The organism is Cystobacter fuscus DSM 2262 (genome assembly GCF_000335475.2).
Taxonomy (GTDB): domain Bacteria; phylum Myxococcota; class Myxococcia; order Myxococcales; family Myxococcaceae; genus Cystobacter; species Cystobacter fuscus.
This window is the reverse complement of the sequence record NZ_ANAH02000001.1, coordinates 734,483-759,835: the sequence shown is the minus strand read 5'-3', so window position 1 is coordinate 759,835 and position 25,353 is coordinate 734,483. Positions and strand designations below refer to the sequence as shown.

Here is a 25,353-nt window from a genome sequence, read left to right as displayed (position 1 = left end):
TCAGTAGGGGTCGTCCTTGTACCCGGAGGAGTCCTTGCCCGCCGACGAACGGGAGCCGCTCCTCTTCTTCTGCTGTTGCTTCTGCAGCTTCTGGTTGAAACGGACCACCGGCCCTTCACCGCCAATGAAGGCGGAGGCGCGCTGGTAGCCCTCGAGAGAGAACGTGACGTGGGCGCTCGCGTGGCCCTGGGCATCGGGTGGCACGGACAGCTCCAGCGGCGTGCGTCCCACCACCTCGCCCTCGTAGGTCACCGTCGCGCCCTCCGGCACGCTGCCGAGCAGCAACTGGATGGACGCGCGGGCGGGGGTGTCGCTGGTGGGCACGAGCGGTGCGAGCTCATCTTCTTCCGCGGCCTGTTCCGGGGCGGCGGGCGCGGGCTCGGGAGCGCGGGCCACGGTGGCGGGGACCGGGTCCGGTCCGGGCGAGCGCAGACTCACCGCCGCCACCACGCCCAGACCCAGCAGCAGCGAGATGGCGAAGAGGGCGAGGGGAAGGGTGCGCCGGGGGCTCGCCGTGGTCGCGGGTGTGGAGCCGCCCAGCGACAGGGTGTTGGCGCCCGAGGTGCTCGGCACGGGCAGGGGCCCGGTGCGCGGTCCGCTGAAGGAACCACTGCCCGTGTTGGGCACGGCGCTCATGCCGTTGCCGGTGAGCAGGGACGGAGAGGAGGAGGAGAAGGCGCCGCTGAAGCCCGCGGCCGAGGCGGCGCGGCGGATGCCCTCGAGCACCTCGTCCATGGACTGGAAGCGCTCCTCGGGGCGCTTGCTCAGGCAGCGCATCACCAGGGCCTCCACCTCCGGGGGCACGTCGTGCATGGGCCAGACGGAGGCGAAGGTGGGCGGGGCCTCGTTGAGGTGCTTGAAGATGACGTCGATGCTCTGCGGGGCGTGGAAGGGGGGCCGCCCGACGAGCAGTTGGAACATCACCACGCCCAGCGAGTACACGTCGCTGCGCGGATCCGACACGTTGCGCGCCTGCTCGGGCGCCATGTACAGCGGCGAGCCGAGGATGACGCCCGCCTGGGTGATTTCCGCGTTGGGTGGGCGCTCGCGCTCGGGCAGGAAGGACTTCACCAGGCCGAAGTCGAGCACCTTCACCACGTCATGATCGTCCTCCTGGTTGAGGACCATGATGTTGGCGGGCTTGAGGTCGCGGTGGATGAGGCCGACGCGATGGGCCTCGCGCAGCGAGCGCGCCACCTGCTGGGCGATGTTGAGCACGCGCATCCACGGCAGCGCGCCCACCTGGGCGGACAGATGCGCGAGCGTCTGTCCCTCCAGGTACTCCATGGCGATGTACAGCACCCCGTCGTCCGTCTTGCCGTAGTCGATGATGGTGACGGTGTTGGGGTGGCGCAGCTTGGAGGTGACGGCCGCCTCCATGAAGAAGCGCTTCTGGAAGCCGGGATCCTTGCCCTCGCTGTACTGGGGGTTGAGCACCTTGAGCGCCACCAGGCGCTCGAGCGGTGACTGCATGGCCTTGTACACCCGGCCCATGCCTCCCGAGCCGAGCACTTCCAGGATGCGGAACTTGTCGTTGAGCACCCGCCCCAGCAGGGGATCTCCGGGGTCGGTCGGTGCGCTCTGCGCCTGGGTGCTACCGTGGATCATGCGCGATGCCCTCCGCCGACGGGGGTACGGGGTGGGTGTAAACCTGAAAACGTGTGTTGTACCGGATGCTAGCACTAGAAGCGAACCGCTCGAAAACCCGGCGCTTCGGGAGATTATCGGTTCCACCCCCACGCCTGTTGCGGCGCGTCATGAGTTGCGCTTCGCGGATTCATGCACGGGAGAATGGACTTGCGCGTTGCGTCACGGCACGCTGTCCCTCCATGGCGAATGCTTCAGGAGTGAGAGGAATCCGGCCGCTCGTGCCGGTGGTCGGTGTGCTGGCGTCCGGGCTGGCGCATGCCCAGGCGGCCGAGCCCGTGGCCAACTCGGGAGACACGGCGTGGATGCTGGTGGCCTCGGCGCTGGTGCTGCTCATGACGCCCGGGCTCGCGCTCTTCTACGGCGGCATGGTGCGGCGCAAGAACGTGCTGGCCACGTTCATGTACTCGTTCTTCGCCCTGGCGCTGGTGACGGTGCAGTGGGTGCTGTTCGGCTACTCGCTGGCCTTCGGCAAGACGCACGGGGGCTTCATCGGGGGCTTCGACTACCTGCTGCTCAACAACGTGTCGCTGGAGCCCAAGGGCAGCATTCCGCACCTGGTCTTCATGGCCTTCCAGCTCAAGTTCGCCATCATCACCCCGGCGCTCATCTCCGGCGCGTTCGTGGAGCGCATGCGCTTCAGCGCCTACGTCATCTTCACGCTCCTGTGGACCACGCTCGTGTACGACCCGGTGGCGCACTGGACGTGGGCCGAGGGCGGCTGGCTCTTCAAGCTGGGCGTGCTCGACTTCGCGGGCGGCACGGTGGTGCACTGGACGGCGGGCCTGAGCGCGCTCATCTGCGCCCTCTACGTGGGCAAGCGCCTGGGCTACGGGCGCGAGCGCTTCATCCCGCATGACCTGCCCATGACCGTCATGGGCGCGGGGCTGTTGTGGTTCGGCTGGTTCGGCTTCAACGCGGGCAGCTCGCTGTCGGCGGGGCCGTTGGCGGCGCTGGCGTTCGTCACCACGCACGTGGCGGCGGGCGCGGCGGCGCTCTCGTGGACGACGGCCGAGTGGTTCTTCCGCAAGCGCCCCACGCTGCTGGGCTTCGTGTCGGGCCTGGTGGCGGGGCTGGTGGCCATCACCCCGGCGGCGGGCTTCGTGTCGCCGGGCGGCTCGCTCGCCATTGGCATCATCGCGGGCGTGGTGTGCTACGGCGCGGTGCTCGTCAAGGAGAAGCTGCACTACGACGACTCGCTGGATGCGTGGGGCGTGCACGGCGTGGGCGGTCTGCTCGGCGCGCTCCTGGTGGGCGTGTTCTCCCAGCAGGCGCTCAACCCCGCGGGCGCCGACGGGCTCCTCCAGGGCAACCCCGCGCTGCTCGGCAAGCAGGCGCTGGCGGTGCTGGCGGTGGGCGCCTACACGGCGGTGGTGACGCTCGTGCTGCTCAAGCTGGTGGACAAGCTGGTGGGCCTGCGCGTCACCGAGGAGGAGGAGCGCATGGGTCTGGACTCCACGCAGCACGGCGAGGCCGCATACACCTCGTGAGCCTTGGGGGGGCCGGGCTACACTCGGCCCCATGACGGATCGGCTCAAGGCCCTGCTCTCCTCCGCGCCGCGCTACCCCGAGCGCATCGTGTGCATGACGGAGGAGACCGTGGAGACGCTCTACCGCATCGGCGCGGGAGACCGGGTGGTGGGCGTCTCCGGCTTCACCGTGCGCCCCCCCGAGGCGCGCAAGAAGCCGCGCGTCAGCTCCTTCCTGGACGCCAACTTCGAGCGCATCCTCGAGCTGAAGCCGGACCTGGTGCTGGGCTTCTCGGACCTCCAGGCGGACATCGGCCGCGAGCTGTGCAAGCGCGGGGTGCCGGTGGTGCTCTTCAACCAGCGCTCCCTCGCGGAGATCCTCCAGACGGTGCGCGTGGTGGGCGCGCTCGTGGGACTGGCCGAGCGGGCCGAGCGGCTGGCGGAGGAGCTCGAGGCCAACCTCGCGCGCCACGCCGAGGCCGCCGAGCGGCTGCCCCGCAGGCCCCGCGTCTTCTTCGAGGAGTGGCACGAGCCGCTCATCTCCGGCATCCGCTGGTGCTCGGAGCTGGTGGAGCTGGTGGGCGGAGAGGACGTGTGCCGCGAGTCGCGTCAGCGCCAGGACGCCAGGGGCCGCATCTTCGAGCCCGCCGAGGTGGCCCGGAGGGATCCCGAGGGCGTCATCGCGAGCTGGTGTGGCCGCAAGGCGAAGCGCGAGAAGATCGTCTCCCGGCCCGGCTGGGAGCGCGTGACGGCGGTGGTGGAGGATCAACTCTACGAGGTGAAGAGCCCGATCATCCTCCAGCCGGGGCCGGCGGCCCTGACGGATGGGGTGGACGAACTGGCGCGCATCGTGGCGGCGATTGCCCGGGGTGAGCCGCTTCCGGCTCCCAGCCCGGGCGAGCTGCGCCGGGTGCCGCGCTAGGCGCCGACGGCGCGCGGAGGCGGGCGCACGCAGTGGTCCACCAGCCGCAGGAAGTCGTCGATGTCCAGGGGCTTGTGCATCAGGGTGACGCCCTGGGGCGGTTTGACGCGAGGGTGAGCGGTGATCATCACCGCGGGTGTGTCACGCAGCCGCTGCTCGCGCTCGGCCTGTTCCAGCATCCACCCGCCGTTCTCGCCGGGCAGCATGTAGTCGGTGATGACGAGGTGGAACATCTCGGAGCGAAGACGCTCCAACCCGTCTTCCGCCGAGGCAGTGCCGACAACGGAGTAGCCCTCGCTCTCCAGTAGGTCGGTCAATCCCTCGCGGATGTCCTCGTTGTCCTCTACCAGGAGAATCTTCACTTTGCGTCCGGACCTTGCGGAGACCCACTCTCGGCGGGCCCACTGTCTCCATTCTGGACGTACGGGGGAATCCCCCCCCACCCCCCCGGGGCCTGGAGCTGTTCACTACCGTATTCGGTGAAGAGGGAGCGTGACAGGATGAGAACATGCCGTCCGTCTGGCCCGCCCTGATCGCCGCGTCCCTGCTGCTGGCGGACCCCGCCGTGGGGGGAGAGGGCTACGAGGACGAGCTCGTGCGCTGGGGGTTGGAGCAGCACGGGTGGACGCTGGAGCCGGAGCCCGAGGGCAAGCGCCTGGAGTCCGTGGAGGTGGCGAGCGAGGACGTCGTCGCCCCGAGCGATCCGTATCCGTCCCTGCTCAACGTGTTCCACGTGCGCACGCGCGATCAGGTCATCCGGCGCGAGGTGCTCCTCACGCCGGGCGAGCCGTACTCGCCCACGCTGGCCCTGGAGACGGCGCGCAACCTGCGCCGCCTGGGCATCTTCGCGGTGGTGCGGGTGGTGCCCGTGCGAGGCAGCGCTCCCGACGGTGTGTCCCTGCTCATCATCACCAAGGACTTGTGGTCGCTGCGGCTCAACCAGGACTTCCAACTGGTGGGCGCGCTCGTGCAGTCCCTGCGCCTGCAGGCCACGGAGCAGAACTTCCTCGGGCTCAACAAGAAGGTCGCGCTGGATTTCCAACTGCGCCGCGACTCGCTGAGCCTGGGGCAGACGTACGTGGACCCTCGCCTGGGGGGCAGCCGCTGGTCGCTCACCGAGAGCGCCGCCGTCATCCTCGCGCGCTCGGGCCAGCCCGAGGGCTCCCGGGGCAGCGTGCTCCTGTCGCGGCCCCTGTACTCGTTGAGCACGCCGTGGAGCTTCCAGGCGCAGGTGGTGTGGCGCGTGCAGCCGGTGCGCGTCTTCCGGGGCGCGGACGTGTGGCAGTTGCCCTATCCCGAGGGCGGCACGGTGCCCTACATCTACGATGCCCGCGAGCTGAGCGGCAGCACGCTGTACCTGCGCTCCTGGGGCACGCGCTTCAAGCTGGACGCGGGCGGAGGGCTGGGCGTGTACCACCGGCGCTATGGGGCTCCGGCGGACGCGGACCTGGACGAGGCGCGGCGGACGTGGCTGCGCGACACGCTGCTGCCGCGCAGCGAGGACGCGACGTACGTGCTCGCCTACGCGCGCGTGTGGGAGACGCGCTACGAGGTGCTGCGCGACGTGGACACCTACGCCCTCTCCGAGGACTTCCAGGTGGGCCCCTACGTCACGGCCACGGCGCGCTACGCGCCCGCGCTCCTGGCCTCGTCCAGCAGCTTCGCCGAGGTGGGTGTCACCGCGCGCTACCGCGTGCGCCTGGGGGACGCGCTCACCAGCGTGGCCACCGCCGCCTCCATCCGTCGCTGGCTCGGCGGGGAGGCCGGGGGCGAGTGGGCCAACCGCCGCTGGGCCACGGAGGTGCAGCAGGTGTCGCCCAAGGTGCTCGGGGGACGCTTCGTGGCGCGGGCCCTGCTGGACGTGAACCGCGATGACCTGAACGAGCGCGTGCTGCTGCTCGGGGGGGGCAATGGCCTGCGCGGGGCGTCCCCCGAGGCGTACTCGGGCAAGCGCATGGCGCTGCTCAACCTGGAGTACCGCACGCGGCCGCTCGTGCTCTACACGGTGCACCTGGGCGGCGTGCTCTTCTACGACGCGGGCACGGCGTTCGACGAGGCGCCGAGCGTCGTGCACACGGTGGGGCTGGGCGTGCGGCTGCTCTTCCCCCAGTTCAACACCTTCCCGTTCCGCCTGGACTTCGGCTACGTGCTCAATGGCGAGCGTCCTCCCGTCGGCGGGCGCTTCTCCTTCAGCGGTGGTCAGGTGACGGAGTTCCGCCCCTCGTTCCTGGACTCACCCCTCTAACCTTCGCGTGCTCCGGGGGCGAAGGTGCGGCGGTAGCCGGGCCACGCGTCCCAGAGGTAGAGCGAGAAGGGCACCCACCAGATGAAGTCGTTGGTGAGGCAGAGCACGAGCGTCGCCGGGGGCCACTCTCCGCGCAGGATGAGCCCCGCGAGTCCGATGGGCCCGAGCACCTTGCCCAGCAGGCCCACCGCCGCGAGCGCGAAGCCGTGCTCGGGCCGCCGGGCCACCTCGGCGTAGAGCAGGCCGTACACGCCGATGACCATGCCCAGGCAGGCGAAGAGGGCGGGCTGGTTGAGCGGCGGCATGTCCGCGAAGCGGAAGAGCCACTGGGGATCCACCGCCGCGAGCAGTCCCCAGAAGACGTTGTAGACGGCCGCGAGGAGGAACACGGCGCGGTGGAAGGCGCGCCGCTTCACGGCCGGACCTGGGGTTGGGCGGGCCAGGGCCAGTGGCTGCCCGGCACTCCGAGCGCGGCGGCGAGATCTCGCACGCCCGAGCCGAACACGCCCACCGCCATGAGTCCGAGCAGGGCGCGCAGGGGCTCGGGGAGGGGGAGGGGGGCGAAGGCGAGCTGGGTGGGCAGGTGCCAGGCATCGAGCAGCGCGGGCAGGAGGTGGGCGAGCACCGCGCCGTAGAGGATGCCCATCACCGCGTGGGTGCAGCGCTCGCCGGGGAGGATTCCTCCGAGCGGCCGGCGCACCCGGTCCTCCACCACGAAGTCCGCGAGCGTGATGAGGATCTCCGCGGCGATGATGAGCGCGAGCACGGCGGCCCAGAGGCCCCGCCACGCGAGCCAGGGCAGGGTGCCGAAGAGGAGCGCGTAGAAGAAGTCGCGCGCGGCGTGCAGGAGCAGCTCGGGGCGGGTGCCGGGGACGTGCGCGGGCAGCCGGGCCTTCCACTCGTGGTAGTAGAGCGTGTCGAACGCGCCCAGCACGCCCTGGATGGCGAGCAGCCACAGCGCCGTGCTCATGGGGTCTCCTCGGGGCATACCCAACCTTCGTAGGACAGCAGCGGGCCCAGCAGCGGCGCTCCGATGCGCACGTGCACGCGCATTGCCTCCGGGGCGTCGAGGGCCTCGGCCTCGATGCGGGGCGAGAGCAGGCGGGGCAGCCGCAGGCGCCAGGCCCCGAGGCACACCCAGGCGCCTACCTGCTCGTAGCGCAGACCCCGGCCCTCGACGCGCAGGCGGAAGACGCACGCCACGGCGCCGAGCCGCTCCGCGAGCAGTCCCCCGGGCCAGACGTGTTGGCTCGTGACGAGCGCATGGCCACCGAAGGCGCGCTCCCAGAATTGAGTGGCGCCCTCGCGCCGGACCACGAGCCGGGTGGGCACGTCCTCGCCCGCCGGGGGAAGCCGTAGGAGCCATCCCATCAGGGCGGCGAGCAGGCCCGGCGCCCGGCGCACGTGGAATCGTCCGTGGGCGATGCCCTCGGAGTGGAGCTGGCGCACCCGGGGGAGCAGCCGCTGCCAGTCCGGGCCCAGCAGTTGGGCGTAGAGCGAGGGTGGCGGGAGTACCTCTGGGACGGCGGGTGCGGCGATCATGGAACCTCCCCCCCGCGGAAGGCCCGCGCGGGTGCCTGCGCGAACCGGATCATGTGCCGAAGGCTCTTCTCGCCGAAGCCGCGTCCGTAGCGCGCCTCCAATTGTCTCCCCACCGCGGAGACAATCTGGGCCCCGTACTCCGCGCGGCGCTCTTCGAGTACCTCCGTGTGGACGCGCTGGCCGATCTGCCAGTAGAGCCCCATCAGCGCGGCGTTCGCGGTGACCGACACCTGCTTGCGCGCGGCGTCGATCATCGCACCGATGTCGCGCACGAGCCCCACCACGTCGGCCTCGATCTGGGCGCCGGACACAGGGGCGGCCTTCTCGATGGCGGTGCTTGGCGATTGTCGCAGCGGCGCTGCGACTTTCTTCGAGCCGACCGTCCTGGGCATCTTGCTCGGGCGCTTCGTCATAGGTCCCGCCCCATGAGTTGGGAGGGCTTAGCGGTTGAGCTGGTAGCGGCGGGCGATCTCCGTCACTTCCCGGGTGACGGCCTGGAGCGTCTCGGTGGCCTGGAGCGTCGTGTCCAGGCGCTTCATCGTCTCGTCCATGCCGGAGGACAGGTGGGCGATGGCGTTGAAGATGTGGGTGATGCCCGCGTTCTGCTGGTTCACCGCGGCGGCGATCTGCCGCACGGCCGCGGCGTTCTCCTGGATGATGAGCGACATCTCGCGCAGGTTGTTGCCCGAGGTCTTCACGCGCTCGAGGCCACCTTCGACCTGGAGCGCGCCCTGCTCGCTCATGGAGACCACGTCCCGGATGGCGGTGCCGATGTCCAGGAGGCTCTTGCGGATGAGGGCGTTCTCCCGGATGGTCTGATCGGCCAGCTTGCGGATCTCACTGGCGACCACGGCGAAGCCCGCGCCCTGGTCTCCCGCGCGTGCCGCCTCGATGGAGGCGTTGAGCGCGAGCAGGTGCGACTGGTCGGCCAGGTCCTTCACGGTGACGGCGATGTGGGCGATCTGCGTGGCGCTCTCCTGCAGGCGCAGCACCTTGCCGCGGATGCCATCCACGAAGTCGCCGATGGTGCTCAACCCCATCAAGGTGCGCTCGAGGGCCTGTTCCCCGTACTGGCCGAGCTGTTCGGCGTGGCCGGCGACGCTGAGCACGCTCTCGGCCTTGTGGGAGGCGAGCTCGGAGGTGGTGCGGATCTCCTCGGAGGTGAGCTGGGCCTGCTGGAGCACGGCGGCCTGTTCCGACAGGCGCTGGCGCTGCTGGTTGCTCGCGGAGCCGAGCCCGGTGCTCGCGGCGAGCAGCAGGCTGGCCGAGGCCTGCAGGCGCGTGGGGATCTCCTGGAGCTTGTCCAGGGCGATGGCCATCTCGGTGGCGACATCGCCCAGCTCATCGGTGGAGGCCCAGGCGGGCGCCACCGGGGCCCCATTGGCCAGTCCCTGGATGGCCGCCCGGAGCGCGGTGGTGGCCCGGGACTGGCGCCTGGCGAGCATCCAGGTGGTGAACACGGACATGATCAGGGCGAACAGTCCCAGCGCGATCAGGGGCGGCCCCAGCGTGGACGTCTGGCTGTCGACGAAGCTTCCCAGGTGTTGGGCGATCCGCTCGGCCTGGGCCGCGGAGAGGGTCGGGTCGTTCAGCAGCGCATTCATCCGGGCATCGCGCAGCGCGACGGTCTGCGTGACGAGCAGCAGGCCCATGATGAGCAGGGCGCTCACCACGACGGAGCCGATCGTGAAGGGCAGATGCCAGCTCTGGCGCATCCAGGAGAAGCCCTTGCTCTGGGTGCGCAGGCGCAGCCGATCCCTCTCCTCGAGCAGCGAGGGCATCAACAGCGCCTCGATCTGCAGGGCGGCGGGCAGGGCCATCGCGTACCCCAGGGTGACGGCGATGAGGCACTCGGCCCCGAGCAGGAGCGGATCCTTGTGGAAGCGCACCAGGAGGATCAGGCTGAAGAGCAGACCGCCGAACAACTGACTGCCCTGGCCGCACAGCAACGCCAGCTTCCAGGGCAGCTTGTACAGGCGCACGAGGTAGTGGTGGGGCTCCTCTCCGGGGCGCGCGCCCAGGTTGCGCTGGAGCTGCGGAAACGCGATGAGCCAGGGCACGCCCACGGCGCCCAGCAGGATGAAGAGGGGCAGCAGGTAGCGCAGGCTCCAGGACATCTCCTCGGCCGACAACCCGAGCGCCAGCGCGAACAGGTAGGCGGTGACGGGCGAGAAGAGGGCGCTCCACGTCGCCATGACGAGGAACACCCGGTGAGGAAGCTGCGGAGGGATGACCGTCTGCGGGTGTGAGCCGTTCATGAGACCGGGTCATTCTCCCAGAGAGAGGGGCGGGGAAGACAGGGACGCGCCCGGAGCCGCCCGTGGCTGCTTGAATACTCTCCTGCTGGGCGGATGTTAATCGGGAAGTCCCGACTTGGTCGCCAGCTGGGTCGGGGGCTTCGAAAGGAGGGCTTCTGCAAGTGGGCTCGGAGCCGCGGGGGTCAGGGGGGCTCGGTGCGCAGCAACTCGCGGAAGAGCACCTCGGCCACGTCCTGGAAGAGCCTGCCGGAGGCGAGCAGTCCCCCACAGTGATGGGGCTCCCGCGCCAGGGTCAGCGCGACGCAGCGGCCCAGGACGGCCTCCCAGAAGGGCTCCGAGTCGGGTGGGAGCAGGTACTCCCGGATGATGTCCCGGGGCCAGGGCAGCACGGTGGTGGGGTCCGCGTCGCTCAGGCTCGTGAAGCAGTCCAGGTCCACGTCCAGCAGCACCCGCTCGGCGGCCTCGAGCACCTCGCGCACGCGGTCTCCCGGCGCGGGCGAGGCCCAGGCCTCCGCCGCCCGGTCCACCGTGGGCACCACCACCAGGCGGTGCGAGCGCCCCCGCGTGTCGACGTAGTGCTCCGCCGTGGACGCGCCGCGGGGGGTCGCCCGCGCGAGCACCAGGACGTCACCCACGAGTCCCGCCTCCATGGCCGCCAGCACGTGATCGTAGTTGCGCACGTCGAGGTGCCAGCGCGCGTGTTCATCCAGCGCGCGCAGTCCCGCGGAGCGATCCGGCACCGCCGCGGGCGCCGCCGGCACCACGAGGTCCAGGTGCCGGTCCAACGTCACGAGCAGCGCCGGGGGTCCGTCCTCGCCCAGGGCACAGGCCCAGGCGGGGAGCGCCAGCCGGTGCGGATCGAACACGTAGGCATCTCTCGGCCCCCGCCCGCCACCGAGCGCCAGCCGGATGATGCCCGCCAGACGCAGGTGTCGCTGGGAATCGTCCATGAGCCGACGGGAGTGTAGGCTGCGCGCGCCTTTCCCCCCAAAGGAAGAATGGCCCTGCTTCCCATGCGCCTTGCTCCCATGCGACTCCTGCTCGCCGCCGCGTTGCTCGTCTCCTGTGCTCCCGCACTGACCCAGCACCCCCCGACCAAGCCCATGCCCTCCGTCCCCGACACCTTCCTGCGTGACTACGCCGAGACGCGCCGCTTCATGAGTGGCCGTCCGCTGGCCGCCCGCATCACCCCCGACGAGAAGACCGTGCTCTTCCTGCGCGGCCAGCCCCGCGCGCCCATCCAGACGCTGTTCGCCTTCGACGTGGCGAGCGGCGAGGCCCGGGAGGTGCTCACCCCCGAGTCCATCCTCAATGGGGCCGAGGAGACCCTGTCCCCCGAGGAGAAGGCCCGCCGCGAGCGCATGCGCGTGAGCGCCCGGGGCTTCACCTCGTACCAGCTGTCCGAGGACGGCTCGAACATCCTCGTGCCGCTGTCCGGCAAGCTCTACCTGGTGGAGCGCGCGAGCGGAAAGTCCCTGGAGCTCAAGACGGGCGCGGGCGTCGTGGATCCGCGCTTCTCCCCGGACGGCAAGCACGTGGCGTACGTGCGCGACAACGACGTGTACCGCCTGGAGCTGGCCTCCAACACGGAGCGCCGGGTCACCAAGGGGGGCACGCCCCTGCTCACCCATGGCCTGGCCGAGTTCGTCGCCCAGGAGGAGATGCGCCGCTACTCCGGCTGGTGGTGGAGCCCGGACGCGCGCTTCATCGCCTATACGGAGTCGGACACCTCGGGCGTGGAGAAGCTCTCGCTCATCGACGTGATGCACCCCGAGCGGGGCGCGGACACCCCGGCCTATCCCCGTCCGGGCAAGGAGAACGCCAAGGTGCGCCTGGGCGTCATCCCCGTCGGGGGGGGCAACACGGTCTGGGTGAAGTGGGACGCGCAGGCCTACCCGTACCTCGCCACGGTGGTGTGGCCGAAGAAGGGGCCGCTCACGCTGCTCGTGCAGAACCGCACCCAGACGGAGCAGAAGCTGCTCGCGGTGGATCCGGCCAACGGCACCACGCGCGAGCTGCTCACGGAGAAGGATGACGCCTGGCTCGAGCTGGATCAGTCGTTCCCGCAGTGGCTCGAGGATGGCTCGGGCTTCCTCTGGTACACGGAGCGCAACGGTGGTCCCGAGGTGGAGCTGCGCGGCGCGGACGGCGCCCTCACGCGCTCGCTCGTGAAGCCGGAGGCGGGCCTGCGCGAGTTCGTGCGCTACGTGGAGAAGGAGGGCGCGCTCTACTTCAACGGCGGGCCCAACCCCTCGGAGAGCTACCTGTGGCGCGTGAAGGACGGCGGGGCCCCGGAGCAGGTGCGCCCGGGCACCACGGGCGAGGCCGTGGAGACGGGGACGGTGTCCAAGTCGGGCGCGCTGCTGCTCTTCACCCACTCGAGCCCCACGTCCATGCCGCGCACCTACGTGGCGCGCGCGGACGGCTCGCGGGTGGGGGAGCTGCCCTCGGTGGCCGTGGAGCCGCCCTTCACGCCGCGCGTGGAGTTCCGCGAGCTGGGCCCGTTGATGTTCCAGTCCTCGCTGGTGCGCCCGCGGGACGCGAAGCCGGGGGAGAAGCTGCCCGTCATCGTCGAGGTGTACGCGGGCCCCACCGTCACCGTCGTCCACAAGAGCATGGCGCCGCACCTGCTGTCGCAGTGGATGGCGGACCAGGGCTTCCTCATCGCCCGCTTCGATGGCCGGGGCACGCCGCTCAGGGGCGCGCAGTGGCAGCGCGCGGTGCACCTGGACTTCTCCGCCGTGACGCTGGAGGACCAGGCCAGTGCCGTCCACGCGCTCGCCGCCGCGGTGCCCGAGGTGGACGAGGCGCGCGTGGGCATCGAGGGCTGGAGCTTCGGTGGCTACATGGCCGCGCTCGCCGCGCTCAAGCGTCCGGACGTCTTCAAGGCGGCCGTGTCCGGGGCGCCCGTGGTGGACTGGCTCGACTACGACACCCACTACACCGAGCGCTACCTGGGGCTGCCGCAGCAGCACCCCGAGGCCTACGAGAAGAGCTCGCTGCTCACCTACGCGCGCGCCGAGGACAAGCCCATCTCCCCGCTGCTGCTCATCCACGGCACCGCGGATGACAACGTGTACTTCTTCCACACGCTCAAGCTGTCCGACGCGCTCTTCCGCGCGGGCAAGTACCACGAGCTGCTTCCGCTCAGCGGGCTGACGCACATGGTGCCGGATCCGCTCGTCACCCAGCGCCAGTACGAGTGGGTGATGGGCCACTTCAAGCGCCACCTCCAGCGCTAGGCGGCCGCCTCCCCTCGCGCGTGGAAAGCAGAAGGCCCGGCTCCTCTCTCGAGGGGCCGGGCCTTCTGTCTTCAGGCCACCTGCCGTGAGCAGTGGCTGAGGGCTTTCAGGTGGCGGCGCGCACGTTCTGCGCCTGCAGGCCCTTGGGGCCGCGCGACACCTCGAACTCCACCTTCTGCCCCTCGGCGAGGGTGCGGAAGCCATCCATGTTGATCGCGGTGTGGTGACAGAACACGTCCTCACCCCCCGCGTCCTGCACGATGAATCCGAAACCCTTCGCGTCGTTGAACCACTTCACGGTGCCAGTTGCCATGGATGCTTCCTCGTCAGGAACCGGTCCCATCGAGACCGGTTCGTTGCCCGTCCCCCGTCCGTCGGGTGACTCTGGATATTTTTGGCGGGCAGCCGAAGGGCTGTCTAGTCGGTTGCCCCGTTTTCCAGACTAGTGGCGTCTGACGTTGTTTCAAATTTCCAGCAGGAGCCGAGTGGGATCCTCGATGCAGTCCTTGATGCGCACGAGGAACTGCACCGCCTCGCGGCCATCGATGAGGCGATGGTCGTAGGAGAGGGCGAGGTACATGATGGGCCGGATGACGACCTGGCCGTTGCGGGCCACGGGGCGCTCCACGATGTTGTGCATCCCCAGGATGCCCGTCTGGGGCGGGTTGAGGATGGGGGTGGAGAGCATGGAGCCGAAGGTGCCCCCGTTGGAGATGGTGAAGGTGCCGCCCTGCAGATCGCTCAGGGTGAGCTTGTCGTTCTTGGCGCGGACGCCGAAGTCACCGATCTTCTTCTCCATGTCGGCGAGCGACAGGGTGTCGGCGTCGCGCAGCACGGGGACCACGAGTCCGCGCGCGCCGCTCACCGCCACGCCGATGTCGTAGTAGCGCTTGAAGACGACGTCCTCGCCCTCGATCTCCGCGTTGACCTGGGGGAAGGTCTTGAGCGCCTCGATGGCGGCGCGCACGAAGAAGCTCATGAAGCCGAGCTTCACGCCGTGCTTGGCCTGGAACTTCTCGTTGTACTGCTTGCGCAGGTCCATCACCTCGCCCATGTCCACCTCGTTGAAGGTGGTGAGGATGGCGGCGTTGGACTGGGCCTGGAGCAGGCGCTCGGCGACGCGGCGGCGCAGGGGCGTCATCTTCACGCGCTCCTCGCGGTCCGCGCGGGGGCGGGGGCCGGAGGGAGCGGCGGGGGCCGGAGCGCGCGCGGGCGCGGGGGCCTCGGAGGCCGGACGGCTGAGCTGACCGAGCGCGTCCTCCTTCATGATGCGGCCACCGGTGCCGCTGCCCTTGAGCTGGGCGACGTCGAGGTTGTTCTCCTCGACGATCTTCCGGGCGGTGGGCGTGATGCGCGTGTCGGCGGCGGCGCTCGGGGCCGGCGCGGCGGCGGGAGCGGGAGCGGGAGCGGCGGCCTGCTGCGGCGCGGGAGCCGAGGCGCTGGCGCCACCGGCCTCGATGGTGCCGAGCACATCACCCACGCGCACCTTGTCGCCTTCCTTGAAGGCGATGGTGGCGATGGCGCCGGCGGCGGGGGCGGGCACGTCGATGGTGACCTTGTCGGTCTCCAGGACGACGAGGGGCTCGTCCACGGAGACGGACTCACCCTTCTTCTTGTTCCACTTGCCGACGACGGCTTCCGTGATGGACTCGCCCAGGGGCGGGACTTTCAATTCAACGGCCATTCTTGGTTCCTCGGAGGATGGCTTCCTCCACGATGAGCTGCTGCTCAAGTTTGTGCGTCTGGGTGAAGCCGGTGGCGGGGCTGGCGGCCTCCGCGCGGCCGATGTAGCCCAACTTCACCGGGTTCTGTCCCCGGGTGGCGACGAGGTCGTGCAGGCGGGGGAAGATGAAGTGCCAGGCACCCGAGTTGCGTGGCTCCTCCTGGACCCAGAACAGCTCGGTGAGCTTGGGCATCTTCGCCAGCAGGCCCGACAGTTCGTCGAAGGGGAAGGGGTAGAGCTGCTCCACGCGCACGATGGCGATGGAGGTGTCCTTGCGCGCGTCGCGCTCCTTGACGAGGTCGTAGTAGACCTTGCCCGAGCACAACAGCAGCCGCGTCACGCCCGCGGGGTCCACCTTGTCCGCGATGACCTCCTGGAAGGAGCCCGTGGCGAGCTCGTCCAGCTTGCTGGTCGCCTCGGGCAGACGCAGCATGCTCTTGGGCGACATGATCACGAGCGGCTTGCGCAGGGGGCGCAGCACCTGGCGGCGCAGCAGGTGGAAGATCTGCGCGGGCGTGGTGGGGTAGACGACCTGGATGTTGTCCTCGGCCGACAGGTTCAGGAAGCGCTCGAGCCGGGCGCTGGAGTGCTCGGGGCCCTGGCCCTCGTAGCCGTGGGGCAACAGCAGCGTGATGCCGCTGAGCCGCCGCCACTTGCTCTCACCCGCGGCGATGAACTGGTCGATGATGATCTGCGCGCCGTTGGCGAAGTCACCGAACTGGGCCTCCCAGATGGTGAGGCCGTCCGGCACGTCCAGGCTGTAGCCGTACTCGAAGCCCAGCACGCCCATCTCCGACAGCGGGCTGTTGTGGATGTCGAAGCGGGCCTTGCCGGTGGGGAACTGGCTCAGCGGCACGAACTCCTTGCCCGTCTGCACGTCGTGGAGCACGGCGTGGCGGTGGCTGAAGGTGCCGCGCTCCACGTCCTGGCCGCTCAGCCGGACGACGTAGCCCTCGGACAGCAGGGTGGCGTAGGCGAGCGACTCGCCCTCGCTCCACTGCAGCTCCTCGGTCTGCACCATGGTCTGGCGCTTCTTGATGACCGTGCGCTCCACGTCGCGGTGGATGTTGAAGCCCTCGGGGACGTGGGCCAGCTTGCCGAGCATGCCGCGCAGGGTCTCCTTGTCCACCGCGGTGCGCACCTCGGGCACGCTCGCCTCGAGTCCGCCCTTGTAGGGCTTCCACAGGCCGTCGAGCGCGTTGGGCTCCTTGAACTGGCTCTCCGCGCGGGCGCGGGTGAGCGCCGCGTCGAACTCCTGCAGGCAGCGCTGCTTGAGGGTGTCGGCCTCCTCGGCGGACACCCGGCCCTGGCTGGCGAGCTGCTGCGCGTAGAGCGTGCGCACGGTCGGGTGCTTGCGGATGATCTCGTACATCTCCGGCTGGGTGAACGACGGCTCATCGCCCTCGTTGTGCCCGTAGCGCCGGTAGCACACGAGGTCGACGACCACGTCGCTCTTGAACGTCTGCCGGTACTCGGCCGCCAGCCGCCCGATGTGGACGCACGCCTCGGGGTCGTCCCCGTTCACGTGGAAGACGGGCACGTCGAGCATCTGCGCGAGCGCGGTGGAGTAGATGGAGCTGCGCGACTCCTCGGGGTCGGTCGTGAAGCCCACCTGGTTGTTGATGACCAGGTGCACGGTGCCGCCCGTCTCGTAGCCCTGCAGCCGCGAGAGGTTGAGCGTCTCGGCCACCACGCCCTGGCCGATGAAGGCCGCGTCGCCGTGGATGAGCACCGGCATCACCCGGGTGCGCGAGCCATCTCCGCTGCGGTCCTGCTTGGCGCGCACGCGCCCCTCCACCACCGGGTTGACCGCCTCGAGGTGGCTGGGGTTGAAGGCCAGCGACAGGTGGATGCCCTGGCCGCTGCGCGTGGTGTGGTCCGAGCTGAAGCCCATGTGGTACTTCACGTCGCCCCGGCCCATGTGCTTCTTGGGATCCTGCGGACCGTCGAACTCGCTGAAGATCTGATCCGGCTTCTTGCCCAGGATGTTCGTCAGCACGTTGAGGCGGCCGCGGTGGGCCATGCCGATGACGACCTCCTTGAGACCCATGCCACCACCCACCTCGAGCAGCGCGTCCATCATGGGCACGAGCGCCTCGCCGCCATCGAGCGCGAAGCGCTTGGCGCCGATGTACTTGGTGTGCAGGAAGTTCTCGAAGCCCTCGGCGTAGGACAGCTTGGTGAGGATGTGGCGCTGCTCCTCCACCGGGAAGTCGGTGCGGTTCTCGGTGTACTCCATGCGCTTCATCAGCCAGCGGCGCCGCTCGCTGTCGAGCATCTGCATGAACTCCACGCCGATGGAGCCCGTGTACGTGCGGCGCAGCCGCCCGAGCAGATCCTTGAGTTTGACGCGCGCCTCGGGGAAGACGTTGGAGCTCTCCACCATCTGCTCGAGCTCGGCGGCGGAGAAGTGCTTGTCATCCGCCATGCCCACGTCGGCCATGTGCTCCATGGGCGGGAGCGGACGGCCGAGCGGATCCAGGTTGGCGCGCAGGTGGCCACGCAGGCGGAAGGCGGAGATCGCCTGATCCACCCGGGACTGCAGCTTCATGTCCTGCTCGAAGGCCACCGTGGGCCTCGTCTGCGGGGCGAGCGCCTGGGCGGCGGCGGGAGCCGCCTTGCCGGCCTTGGCGTCCTTGCCCGGCACCGCGGGGGCGGGGGGTTCGATGGGAGTGGGGTTGAAGATGGGACGGCCGGCGCCGTTGGTGCGCTCGAACACCTCGCGCCAGCTCGCGTCCACACTGGAAGCGTCCTCGAGGTAGCGCGCGTAGAGCCCCTCGATGAAGTCGATGTTTCCGCCAGAAAGATACGAGTCCTGGAAATTCGCCATGGCGTGCTGCCTTTTACTGGAAGGCCGCCCCGTTGGGGGGTTTTCGGCAAGATTTATTGGGAGTGCCCCCGCCCGCGCCTACGATTGAGTTTCCGGGGAACAGCAGGTTTCATGCGCGGCGTGAGCACAACTTCACCTCGGGAGGGCCCGGGGGTCGCCGGATTCGGACGTGTTCCTGGCTTACCCGGGGCTCGGGGAGTGGTAAACCCCCTGGCACTCTCACTTTCTTTCGTCAGAAAGGCCTTCGCATGTTGCTGCAGGGCAAGAAGCTCCTCATCACCGGAGTTCTCACTCCCCAGTCCATCGCCTACGGGGTCGCCGAGCACGCGCTGGAGCAGGGCGCGGAGATCATCCTCACCGGCTTCGGCCGGGCGCGCTCGCTCACCGAGCGCAGCGCCAAACGCCTCAAGGAGGGCACCGAGGTGCTGGAGTTGGACGTGTCCAATCCCGAGCACTTCCCCGCCCTCACCGAGGCGCTGCGCCAGCGCTGGGGCCGGGTGGACGGCGTGCTCCACGCCATCGCCTTCGCTCCCGAGAACGCCCTGGGTGGAAACTTCCTCCACACTCCCTGGGAGAGCGTCCAGACGGCGTTCCGCGTCTCGACCTTCTCCCTGAAGGAGCTGGCGGTGGCGGTGCTGCCCCTGATGCCCAAGGGCGGCTCCATCGTGGCGCTGGACTTCGACAACCGGGTGGCCTGGCCCATCTACGACTGGATGGGCGTGTGCAAGGCGGGCCTGGAGGCCACGGTGCGCTACCTGGCCCGGGATCTGGGGCCCAAGGGTATCCGGGTCAACGCTCTGGCGGCCGGGCCGCTGGCCACGGTGGCGGCCAAGGGCATTCCCGGGTTCAAATCCCTCCAGCAGGGGTGGGGTCGCCAGGCTCCTCTGGGGTGGGATGCGCGCAACAGCCATGATGCGGTGACGCGGACGGCGTGTGCGCTCCTATCCGATTGGATGCCCTCCACCACGGGGGAGATGATTCATGTGGACGGCGGCTATCATGCGATCGGTGCTCCGCCGGTGGACCCTCATGAGGACGAAAAGGAGGAGAGCGGCCAGCCGGGCTGAACACCCTCGGTTGGTCGATTGCTGTGCGGCGGGAGAAGCTCACTCCTCCCCCCGAATTCCATGTTTCGACCCCCCCCGGCTTTTGCTGGGAGGCGAGGTCACGGTACAGTCTCCAACGTTTCCTTCAACCGGGTCCCGAACTTCGTGGCCCGGGCGGAGCCCTGGGTTTGAGCGCCAACATCCTCCTCGTGGATGACAGCCCGACCGTTCGCAACATCCTCAAGATCTACCTCATGAATTTGAAGATGGGGTTCGTCGAAGCGGAAGACGCGACACGGGCGTTGCAGCTCCTCCGGCTGGTGCCGGTCAAGCTCGTCATCGCCGATATCAATATGCCTGGTATGGACGGCATCACCTTCGTGAAGCAGGTCCGAGCGAGCCCGCTGTCTCAGGTTCGCGATGTGCCCGTCATCCTCCTCACGGGTGAGCGCGGCGGCGACCTGCGTCAGCGCGGTGTCGAAGCCGGAGCCAATGCCTTCATCAACAAGCCGGTTTCCCATCACGACCTGACGGAAACCGTGCGCAAATTCCTCACCCAGAATTGAGTGTCGAGCCGTGAGTCTTCCGTCCCTGCTCCTTGTCGATGACAGTGATGCCATCCTCGCGCTCGAGCGCGCCATCCTCTCCGGCCATTACGCGCTGAACACGGCGAGCAATGGCCGGGAGGCGCTGGAGAAGGTGGTCCGGGTCCAGCCGGCCGCCATCCTGTTGGACTTGTCCATGCCGGAGATGGACGGGGACGAGGTGCTCAAGCGGGTGAAGGCGGATCCCACCACCGCCGACATTCCGGTCATCATCATCTCCTCGGAGACGAGCCGGGCGGAGTCGTGCCTGGCGCTGGGCGCGGAGTTGTTCCTGTCCAAGCCCTTCCGGGCCGACGAGCTCTTGAGCGCGGTGGAGAACGCGCTGGAGAACGCGCGGCGCCGGGCGCGAGCGGGTTCGCTGGCCCTGTTGCGGCTGGCGGTGGGCGGCCTGGAGTTCGCCATCCCCCTGGAGGGCGTGCGTCAGGTCCTCCTCCAGCCGAGCACGCGTCCCCTGCCGCTGGGGCCGGGCTACATCTCCGAGTTCTTCGAGCTGCGGGGCCAGCCGGTGTGCGTGCTGGACCTGGCGCGCCGGCTCGAGGTCGAGCACCGCGAGCCCGTCGAGGAGCGCAAGCTGGTCATCCTGGAGATCAGCGGGGTGCAGCTGGCGCTGAGCGTGGACGCGGTGCAGGACCCCGAGGAGTACCCGGCCACGGACATCGAGCGGCGCGATCGCGTGGGCGGTGTCGGCCACGGCGAGCTGCGCGATGCCCTCATGGGCATGCTGCGCAGCGGAGAGCGCTCGGTTCCCATCTTCGATCCCAAGGCATTCGCCACGCAGGAACTCTTGCGCGAGGCGGTGGACGTGCTTCGTCCGGCGCGTAGCGCATGAGTGGAGGTGTGGGGGTGGAATCTCAGCTGGTGTTCGAGCGGGCGCGGGAGTTCGTCGCGTCGTGCACGGGCTTCCGCGACACGGCGATCTCTCCCGCGGCGGTGGATCGCGTCGTGCGCATGGAGCTGTCTCGGGGCCGCTCGCCCTCGGAGTTGATGGCGGAGATGCATCGTCCGGGCTCCGCGTTGGAGCGGGCGCTGCTGGACGCGGTGCTGGTGGGCGAGACGTACTTCTTCCGCCACCCGGAGCAGTTCCGCTTCCTGGCGACCGAGACGGTGTCCGCGGCGATGCGCCGGGGCACCACGACGATGCGGGCCTGGAGCGCCGGATGCGCCTCGGGCGAGGAATCGTATTCGATCGCCGCGTGTCTCCTGAACATGGTGACGCCAGGCGTGCAGGTCGAGGTGCTTGGCACGGATCTGCACGAGGGCCGTCTGGCGTTCGCCCGCCGGGGCGTGTACGGCAACTGGTCGCGCCGCGAGTCGGGGCCGCTGCTGTATCCCGTCTATCAGGAGACGGCGGAGGGCCGGGTGAGCGTCATCGATTCGGTGCGCGCCGTCACCCACTTCGCCCAGGCGAACCTGTTGGAGCCCCTGGCCGAGAAGCACGGCCAGTTCGACGTCATCTTCTGCCGCAACGTGCTCACGTACTTCTCGCCCGATGCGGTGCAGCAGGCCGTGCGTCATCTGGCGCGGGTGCTCGTGCCGGGCGGCTACCTGTTGCTGGGCACGGTGGAGATGGACAACGCGCCCGCGGGGCTGGTGCGGGTGGGGCCTCCCGAGCTGCAGGCCTTCCGCCGCCCGACGCCCCAGGAACTGGCGCCTCCCCCCAAGCCTCCGCCTCCCGAGCCTCCCAGGATCGCCCTGCGCGTGCCGCCGCCCGCCCCGGCGCCCGCGCCGCCGCCTCCCACGCCCGTGAGCCTGCACACCGAGGCGCTTCAGCGCATCGAGGGCGGCGACGAGTCCGGCGCGGCCAGCACCCTGGAGGCCCTGCTGAAACAGTTCCGGGACTATCTGCCGGGCATGTTGGAGTTGGCTCTGCTGCGTGAGCGGGCCGGGGCGCGAGAAGCGGCCTTCGCGCTCATGCACAGTGTGCGCGATTGCGCCTCCCGCCTCCCTCCGGATCAGGTCATCGAGGGACCTGAGCCGCTGCCTGCCCGCTTCTACAGGGCGTCCGCCGACGCCTTCCTCACGTTGGGATCCATCGAATGACATCCACCCCCCGAGGCCCCGAGGAGGTTCAGGACCAGGAGGTCCGTACCCTCCTGGACGAGCGCGCGAACCGTCTGCGCGGACGCTCCGACAACACCACCGACGAATCCGTGCTCATGGTGGCGGAGTTCCCCCTGGGCGAGGAGCGCTACGCGATCCCCCTGGACTCGCTGCGCGCGGCACTGCCCCTGCGCCTGGTGACGCCGGTGCCCCTGTCCCAGCCGCACGTCATCGGCGTGCTGCGCTACCAGGGCCAGGTGCTCGCCGCGCTCAGCCTCGCCGCGCTCCTGGGTGGCCACGGCTGGCGCCAGGACCCCGCCGTGTTGCTCGTGGTGGAGCGGGGTGACGGAGAGCTGTGCGCCCTGGACTGTGAGGCCATCCCCCGTCCGTTGAGCATGCCCACCGTGGCGGTGGAGGCGGCGCGCGCGCAAACCGAGGGCCCGGTGACGCAGGTGCTCATGAGCGGCTCGCGTCAAGTCATCCACCTCATCGATCTGCCGCGCCTGTTCGCGAGCACTTCCGGGACACGCAATGTCGGTTGACCCCATGCTGCAGAGCCTCGTGGCGGGCTTCTCGTCCGAGGCGCAGGAAGTCTGTCAAAAGGTCACCCTGGACCTGCTCGAGCTGGAGCGGGAAGGCCTGGACAACGAGGCCCTCGGCAAGGTGTACACGCGCCTGGCGCGCCACCTGCACACCCTCAAGGGCAGCGCCGCCAGCCTCGGGCTGCAGGACCTGAGCTCCATCGCGCACAAGCTGGAAGATGCCCTCGCGCCGCTGCGCAAGGACATCAAGCCCATGCCGCGGCCGCTGGTGGACCTGCTGCTGCACGGGTTGGATCTCTTCCTCCTGCGGGCCCAGGCCCACGCGGACGGCCGGGGCGACGCGCTGCCGGATCCCGCGGCTGCCCTGGCCCAGCTCGTGGCGGATGCCCCGCCCCCGGAGGAGGCCGCGGCGGTCGCGTCGGGGGGCCCCGCGCCGGCGAGCGCGCCCTCCAGCGCTTCCGCCGCGAACGCCGCCGCCGCCGCCGCCAGCGCGGCCATGGCGGACGAGGACGTGGACGCGGGCTGGCGCGTGGCCGCGCACCAGGTGACGGCGCTCATGCGCGAGGTGGAGCGTCTGCGCGAGTTCCGCATGCGTCTGGAAGACCGGTTGCGCGACATCGGCAAGGTGGTGGAGCTCCTGTCGGCGCGCGAGCTGCTGGCGCCCACGGCCCGGGCGCGCGCGACGCTGGCGTCGGTGACGGCGGGCGTGCGCGCGGACGGGCACGAGGCGTCGGACATCGTGGACAGCCTGGAGGAGGGCCTCAAGTCCATCACCACGCGTCCGGTGCGCACCATCCTCGAGCCCTTGCAGCGCATGGTGCGCGACCTGTCGCGCCAGCTGGGCAAGTCCTCGCGCCTGTCGGTGGTGGGCGCGGAGGTGTCGCTGGACCGGCGGCTGCTCGAGAAGCTCCGGGGCGCCATGGTGCACCTGTTGCGCAACGCGGTGGACCACGGCATCGAGATGCCCGAGGAGCGCGAGCGCGCGGGCAAGCACCACGAGGGCGCCCTCACGCTGCGCGTGGAGCAGCAGGGCAACATCCTCTTCCTGGAGCTCATCGACGACGGGCGCGGCATCGACGTGGTGGCGGTGCGCGCGTCGGCCGAGCGCAAGGGCCTCATCACCGCGGAGGAGGGCGCGCGCATGCACGAGACGCAGATCCGCGACCTCATCTTCCGCCCCGGCTTCAGCACCCGCACGGACGTGACGGACACGTCGGGCCGCGGCGTGGGCCTGGACGCGGTGCGCGCCGCGGTGGAGTCCATGCAGGGCCGCATCGAGGTGCTCAGCACCAAGGGCAGCGGCACGCGCTTCGTGCTCACCATCCCCATGGAGCTGGGCAGCTCGCCGGTGCTCACGGTGCGCGCCATCGACGCCTCGGTGGGTCTGCCCATGCTGGCGGTGGAGTCCACCCAGCTGGCCACCGCGGACAACCTGCGCATCGGCCGCAGCAAGACGCAGCTGGACTACAACGGCCAGCTCGTGCCGGTGACCGACCTGGGCGCCCGCATGGGCCTGCGCGCCGCGGCGCCTCCCTCCGAGGGCCAGCCCCTCATCATCGTGCAGAGCGGCGGCAAGCGCATGGCACTCGCCGTGGACGCGGTGGTCGGAGACCGGGACCTGGTCATCCGTCCGCTGCCCGCCGAGGTGCGTGACGTGCCCTCCTACCAGGGCGCCGCCATCCTCAGCCGTGGTGAGCTGCTGCTCATCCTTCGCCCCGGCTGGGTGGTGACCGACAGTGCCCCCCAGACGGTCGCCATGCCGACGAGCCGCCGGGCGCTCGTGGTGGACGACTCTCTCACCGCTCGCGCCCTGCACCGTGCCATGCTGGAGGCTGGTGGCTTCACCGTCCACCTGGCAGCCAGTGGAGCACGCGCCTTGGAGCGTTTGCAGGCGGAAGAATACGACGTGATCATCTGCGACCTTGAGATGGAAGAGATGAACGGCACCGAGGTCATCGCCCGCCTGCGCGGGCAGCCAGACACGCGGGACATCCCCGTCATCCTCGTGTCGGCCAACGACAGTGCGAGCGCCCGTTCCCGCGGTCTGGCGGCGGGAGCGGATGGCTACCTCAGCAAGCGCGAGTGCGCGGCGGGCCGTCTGCTCTCCGAGGTGCTCGACGTGATGAGCCGCAGGGGGGCCCGGGCATGAGTGGTGGGAAGGAGCCCATCCGTGTGCTCGTGGTGGATGACTCGCCCACCATGGCGGATGCCGTCAGCGCCCTGCTGACGGATGATCCGCGCATCGAGGTGGTGGGGCGCGCCAACACGGGAAGCCGGGCGGTGACGCTGGCGCGCCTGTTGCGCCCGGACGTCATCACCATGGATCTGCTCATGCCGGACCTGGATGGCCCGGCGGCCATCGCGGCGATCATGGCCGAGGCGCCCGCGCGCGTCCTGGTGGTGAGCGCCGTGGCGGACCAGCGCAACCTGGAGGTGTGCTTCCAGGCGATGAGCGCGGGCGCCCTGGAGCTCATCGGCAAGCCGAGCGTCATCAGCGGCGAGGAGCTGCGGCGTTGGGGCCGGCAGCTGGCCGAGTCGGTGTGTCTGATGGCGGAGGTGCCCGTCATCTCCCGGCGCCTGCGCGTCTCCAGCCCGCCGCCGCCCGTGTCGGGCGCCCGGGTGGACATCATGGGCATCGCCGCCTCCACCGGCGGGCCGCCGGCCCTGTCCGAGGTGCTCTCGCGCCTGCCTCCGGATCTGCCCGTGCCCATCGTCATCGCCCAGCACATCACCGAGGGCTTCACCCCCGGCATGGTGCGCTGGCTCTCCCAGGTGACCTCGCTCAAGGTGGTCATCGCCCGGGAGGGTGAGCGCGTGGAGGCGGGCAAGGTGTACTTCCCGGCGGACGGTCACGACCTGACCATCGAGGGCAACGGCGTGGTGCGCATGACGCGCACGCGTGGCGGCCCCTGTCCCTCGGGAGATCTCCTGTTGTCCTCCCTGGCGCGCACCTATGGCAGCCGCGCCGGCGGAGGTGGCCTCACCGGCATGGGAGAGGACGGCGCCCGCGGCCTGCTGGACATCCGCAAGGCGGGAGGCGTCACCTTCGCCCAGGACGAGGCCACGTGCGTCGTCTTCGGCATGCCCCGGGTGGCGCTGGAACTGAAAGCGGCGGACCGGGGCGTTCCCCTGTCCTCCATTCCCGACATCATCCGCATGAGCTGCCGCCGCGGTCCCATGCCGAACCGTCCTCCCGGTCCGGAGGGCGTGGTTTGAACCCCTTTTCCATCCTCACTGAGGTG

22 protein-coding genes are annotated in these 25,353 nt (G+C 69.9%); 11 read left to right on the top strand and 11 right to left on the bottom strand.

Annotated elements, in window-relative coordinates:
• Positions 1–1,608: a serine/threonine protein kinase gene (locus D187_RS02940; protein ID WP_002622952.1), complete on the bottom strand. Its 1,608-nt coding sequence runs from the start codon at positions 1,606–1,608 to the stop codon at positions 1–3.
• A gap of 260 nt (positions 1,609–1,868) precedes the next feature.
• Between D187_RS02940 and D187_RS02935 the strand changes: the two genes are divergently transcribed.
• A complete protein-coding gene (locus D187_RS02935) occupies positions 1,869–3,137 on the top strand; it encodes an ammonium transporter (RefSeq protein ID WP_002622954.1) in 1,269 nt (422 codons plus the stop codon).
• A gap of 31 nt (positions 3,138–3,168) precedes the next feature.
• On the top strand, positions 3,169–4,038 hold the full coding sequence (locus D187_RS02930; protein WP_002622956.1) for a cobalamin-binding protein: 870 nt from the start codon (positions 3,169–3,171) through the stop codon (positions 4,036–4,038).
• On the opposite strand, the gene D187_RS02925 is transcribed toward D187_RS02930, so the two are convergent.
• The gene (locus D187_RS02925) at positions 4,035–4,400 is read right to left on the bottom strand and encodes a response regulator (protein ID WP_002622957.1); all 366 of its coding nucleotides are present in this window, start codon (positions 4,398–4,400) and stop codon (positions 4,035–4,037) included. The two genes, D187_RS02930 and D187_RS02925, sit on opposite strands and share 4 nt — an antisense overlap.
• Before the next feature lie 146 nt (positions 4,401–4,546).
• On the opposite strand from D187_RS02925, the gene D187_RS02920 reads away from it, so the two are divergent.
• Complete coding sequence (locus tag D187_RS02920) at positions 4,547–6,283, top strand: BamA/TamA family outer membrane protein (protein WP_002622960.1); 1,737 nt, start codon at positions 4,547–4,549, stop codon at positions 6,281–6,283.
• Here the strand turns inward: D187_RS02920 and D187_RS02915 are convergent.
• From D187_RS02915 to D187_RS02890, 6 genes are all read right to left on the bottom strand, one after another.
• The gene (locus tag D187_RS02915; RefSeq protein WP_002622962.1) at positions 6,280–6,699 is read right to left on the bottom strand and encodes a hypothetical protein; all 420 of its coding nucleotides are present in this window, start codon (positions 6,697–6,699) and stop codon (positions 6,280–6,282) included. The two genes, D187_RS02920 and D187_RS02915, sit on opposite strands and share 4 nt — an antisense overlap.
• The gene (locus D187_RS02910) at positions 6,696–7,253 is read right to left on the bottom strand and encodes a hypothetical protein (protein WP_002622965.1); all 558 of its coding nucleotides are present in this window, start codon (positions 7,251–7,253) and stop codon (positions 6,696–6,698) included. Before D187_RS02910 ends, D187_RS02915 begins: the two co-directional genes overlap by 4 nt.
• Positions 7,250–7,825: a DUF4166 domain-containing protein gene (locus tag D187_RS02905; RefSeq protein ID WP_002622967.1), complete on the bottom strand. Its 576-nt coding sequence runs from the start codon at positions 7,823–7,825 to the stop codon at positions 7,250–7,252. Before D187_RS02905 ends, D187_RS02910 begins: the two co-directional genes overlap by 4 nt.
• Positions 7,822–8,238, bottom strand: coding sequence for a DUF1016 N-terminal domain-containing protein (locus tag D187_RS56925; protein WP_081713532.1), 417 nt, complete (start codon positions 8,236–8,238; stop codon positions 7,822–7,824). Before D187_RS56925 ends, D187_RS02905 begins: the two co-directional genes overlap by 4 nt.
• A gap of 27 nt (positions 8,239–8,265) precedes the next feature.
• Complete coding sequence (locus tag D187_RS02895; protein WP_002622970.1) at positions 8,266–10,083, bottom strand: methyl-accepting chemotaxis protein; 1,818 nt, start codon at positions 10,081–10,083, stop codon at positions 8,266–8,268.
• Between the two features lie 182 nt (positions 10,084–10,265).
• Positions 10,266–11,033 carry a UPF0489 family protein gene (locus D187_RS02890; RefSeq protein WP_002622972.1) on the bottom strand — a complete coding sequence of 256 codons (768 nt, stop codon included), beginning with the start codon at positions 11,031–11,033 and terminating at the stop codon, positions 10,266–10,268.
• 78 nt (positions 11,034–11,111) lie between these two features.
• Between D187_RS02890 and D187_RS02885 the strand changes: the two genes are divergently transcribed.
• On the top strand, positions 11,112–13,325 hold the full coding sequence (locus tag D187_RS02885; RefSeq protein ID WP_043428212.1) for a S9 family peptidase: 2,214 nt from the start codon (positions 11,112–11,114) through the stop codon (positions 13,323–13,325).
• Between the two features lie 106 nt (positions 13,326–13,431).
• On the opposite strand, the gene D187_RS02880 is transcribed toward D187_RS02885, so the two are convergent.
• The 3 genes from D187_RS02880 to D187_RS02870 form a co-directional block, all read right to left on the bottom strand.
• Positions 13,432–13,638 (bottom strand): cold-shock protein, encoded by a 207-nt coding sequence (locus D187_RS02880; protein WP_002622975.1) that lies wholly within the window; start codon positions 13,636–13,638, stop codon positions 13,432–13,434.
• A 150-nt stretch (positions 13,639–13,788) separates the two neighbouring features.
• The gene (odhB, locus tag D187_RS02875; protein WP_002622977.1) at positions 13,789–15,009 is read right to left on the bottom strand and encodes a 2-oxoglutarate dehydrogenase complex dihydrolipoyllysine-residue succinyltransferase; all 1,221 of its coding nucleotides are present in this window, start codon (positions 15,007–15,009) and stop codon (positions 13,789–13,791) included.
• Positions 14,999–17,878: a 2-oxoglutarate dehydrogenase E1 component gene (locus D187_RS02870; RefSeq protein WP_002622979.1), complete on the bottom strand. Its 2,880-nt coding sequence runs from the start codon at positions 17,876–17,878 to the stop codon at positions 14,999–15,001. The genes odhB and D187_RS02870 overlap by 11 nt, the downstream gene beginning before the upstream one ends.
• Before the next feature lie 248 nt (positions 17,879–18,126).
• Between D187_RS02870 and fabI the strand changes: the two genes are divergently transcribed.
• From fabI to D187_RS02835, 7 genes are all read left to right on the top strand, one after another.
• Positions 18,127–18,945: an enoyl-ACP reductase FabI gene (gene fabI / locus D187_RS02865; protein WP_002622980.1), complete on the top strand. Its 819-nt coding sequence runs from the start codon at positions 18,127–18,129 to the stop codon at positions 18,943–18,945.
• Positions 18,946–19,112: 167 nt separating this feature from the next.
• Positions 19,113–19,490 carry a response regulator gene (locus tag D187_RS02860; protein WP_002622982.1) on the top strand — a complete coding sequence of 126 codons (378 nt, stop codon included), beginning with the start codon at positions 19,113–19,115 and terminating at the stop codon, positions 19,488–19,490.
• A 10-nt stretch (positions 19,491–19,500) separates the two neighbouring features.
• A complete protein-coding gene (locus D187_RS02855; RefSeq protein ID WP_002622983.1) occupies positions 19,501–20,358 on the top strand; it encodes a response regulator in 858 nt (285 codons plus the stop codon).
• The gene (locus D187_RS02850) at positions 20,355–21,569 is read left to right on the top strand and encodes a CheR family methyltransferase (protein ID WP_043427845.1); all 1,215 of its coding nucleotides are present in this window, start codon (positions 20,355–20,357) and stop codon (positions 21,567–21,569) included. The genes D187_RS02855 and D187_RS02850 overlap by 4 nt, the downstream gene beginning before the upstream one ends.
• On the top strand, positions 21,566–22,111 hold the full coding sequence (locus tag D187_RS02845; RefSeq protein WP_002622987.1) for a chemotaxis protein CheW: 546 nt from the start codon (positions 21,566–21,568) through the stop codon (positions 22,109–22,111). The genes D187_RS02850 and D187_RS02845 overlap by 4 nt, the downstream gene beginning before the upstream one ends.
• Complete coding sequence (locus D187_RS02840) at positions 22,101–24,260, top strand: hybrid sensor histidine kinase/response regulator (RefSeq protein ID WP_043427842.1); 2,160 nt, start codon at positions 22,101–22,103, stop codon at positions 24,258–24,260. Before D187_RS02845 ends, D187_RS02840 begins: the two co-directional genes overlap by 11 nt.
• Positions 24,257–25,327: a chemotaxis protein CheB gene (locus tag D187_RS02835; RefSeq protein WP_043427840.1), complete on the top strand. Its 1,071-nt coding sequence runs from the start codon at positions 24,257–24,259 to the stop codon at positions 25,325–25,327. The genes D187_RS02840 and D187_RS02835 overlap by 4 nt, the downstream gene beginning before the upstream one ends.
• Positions 25,328–25,353 lie beyond the last annotated feature (26 nt).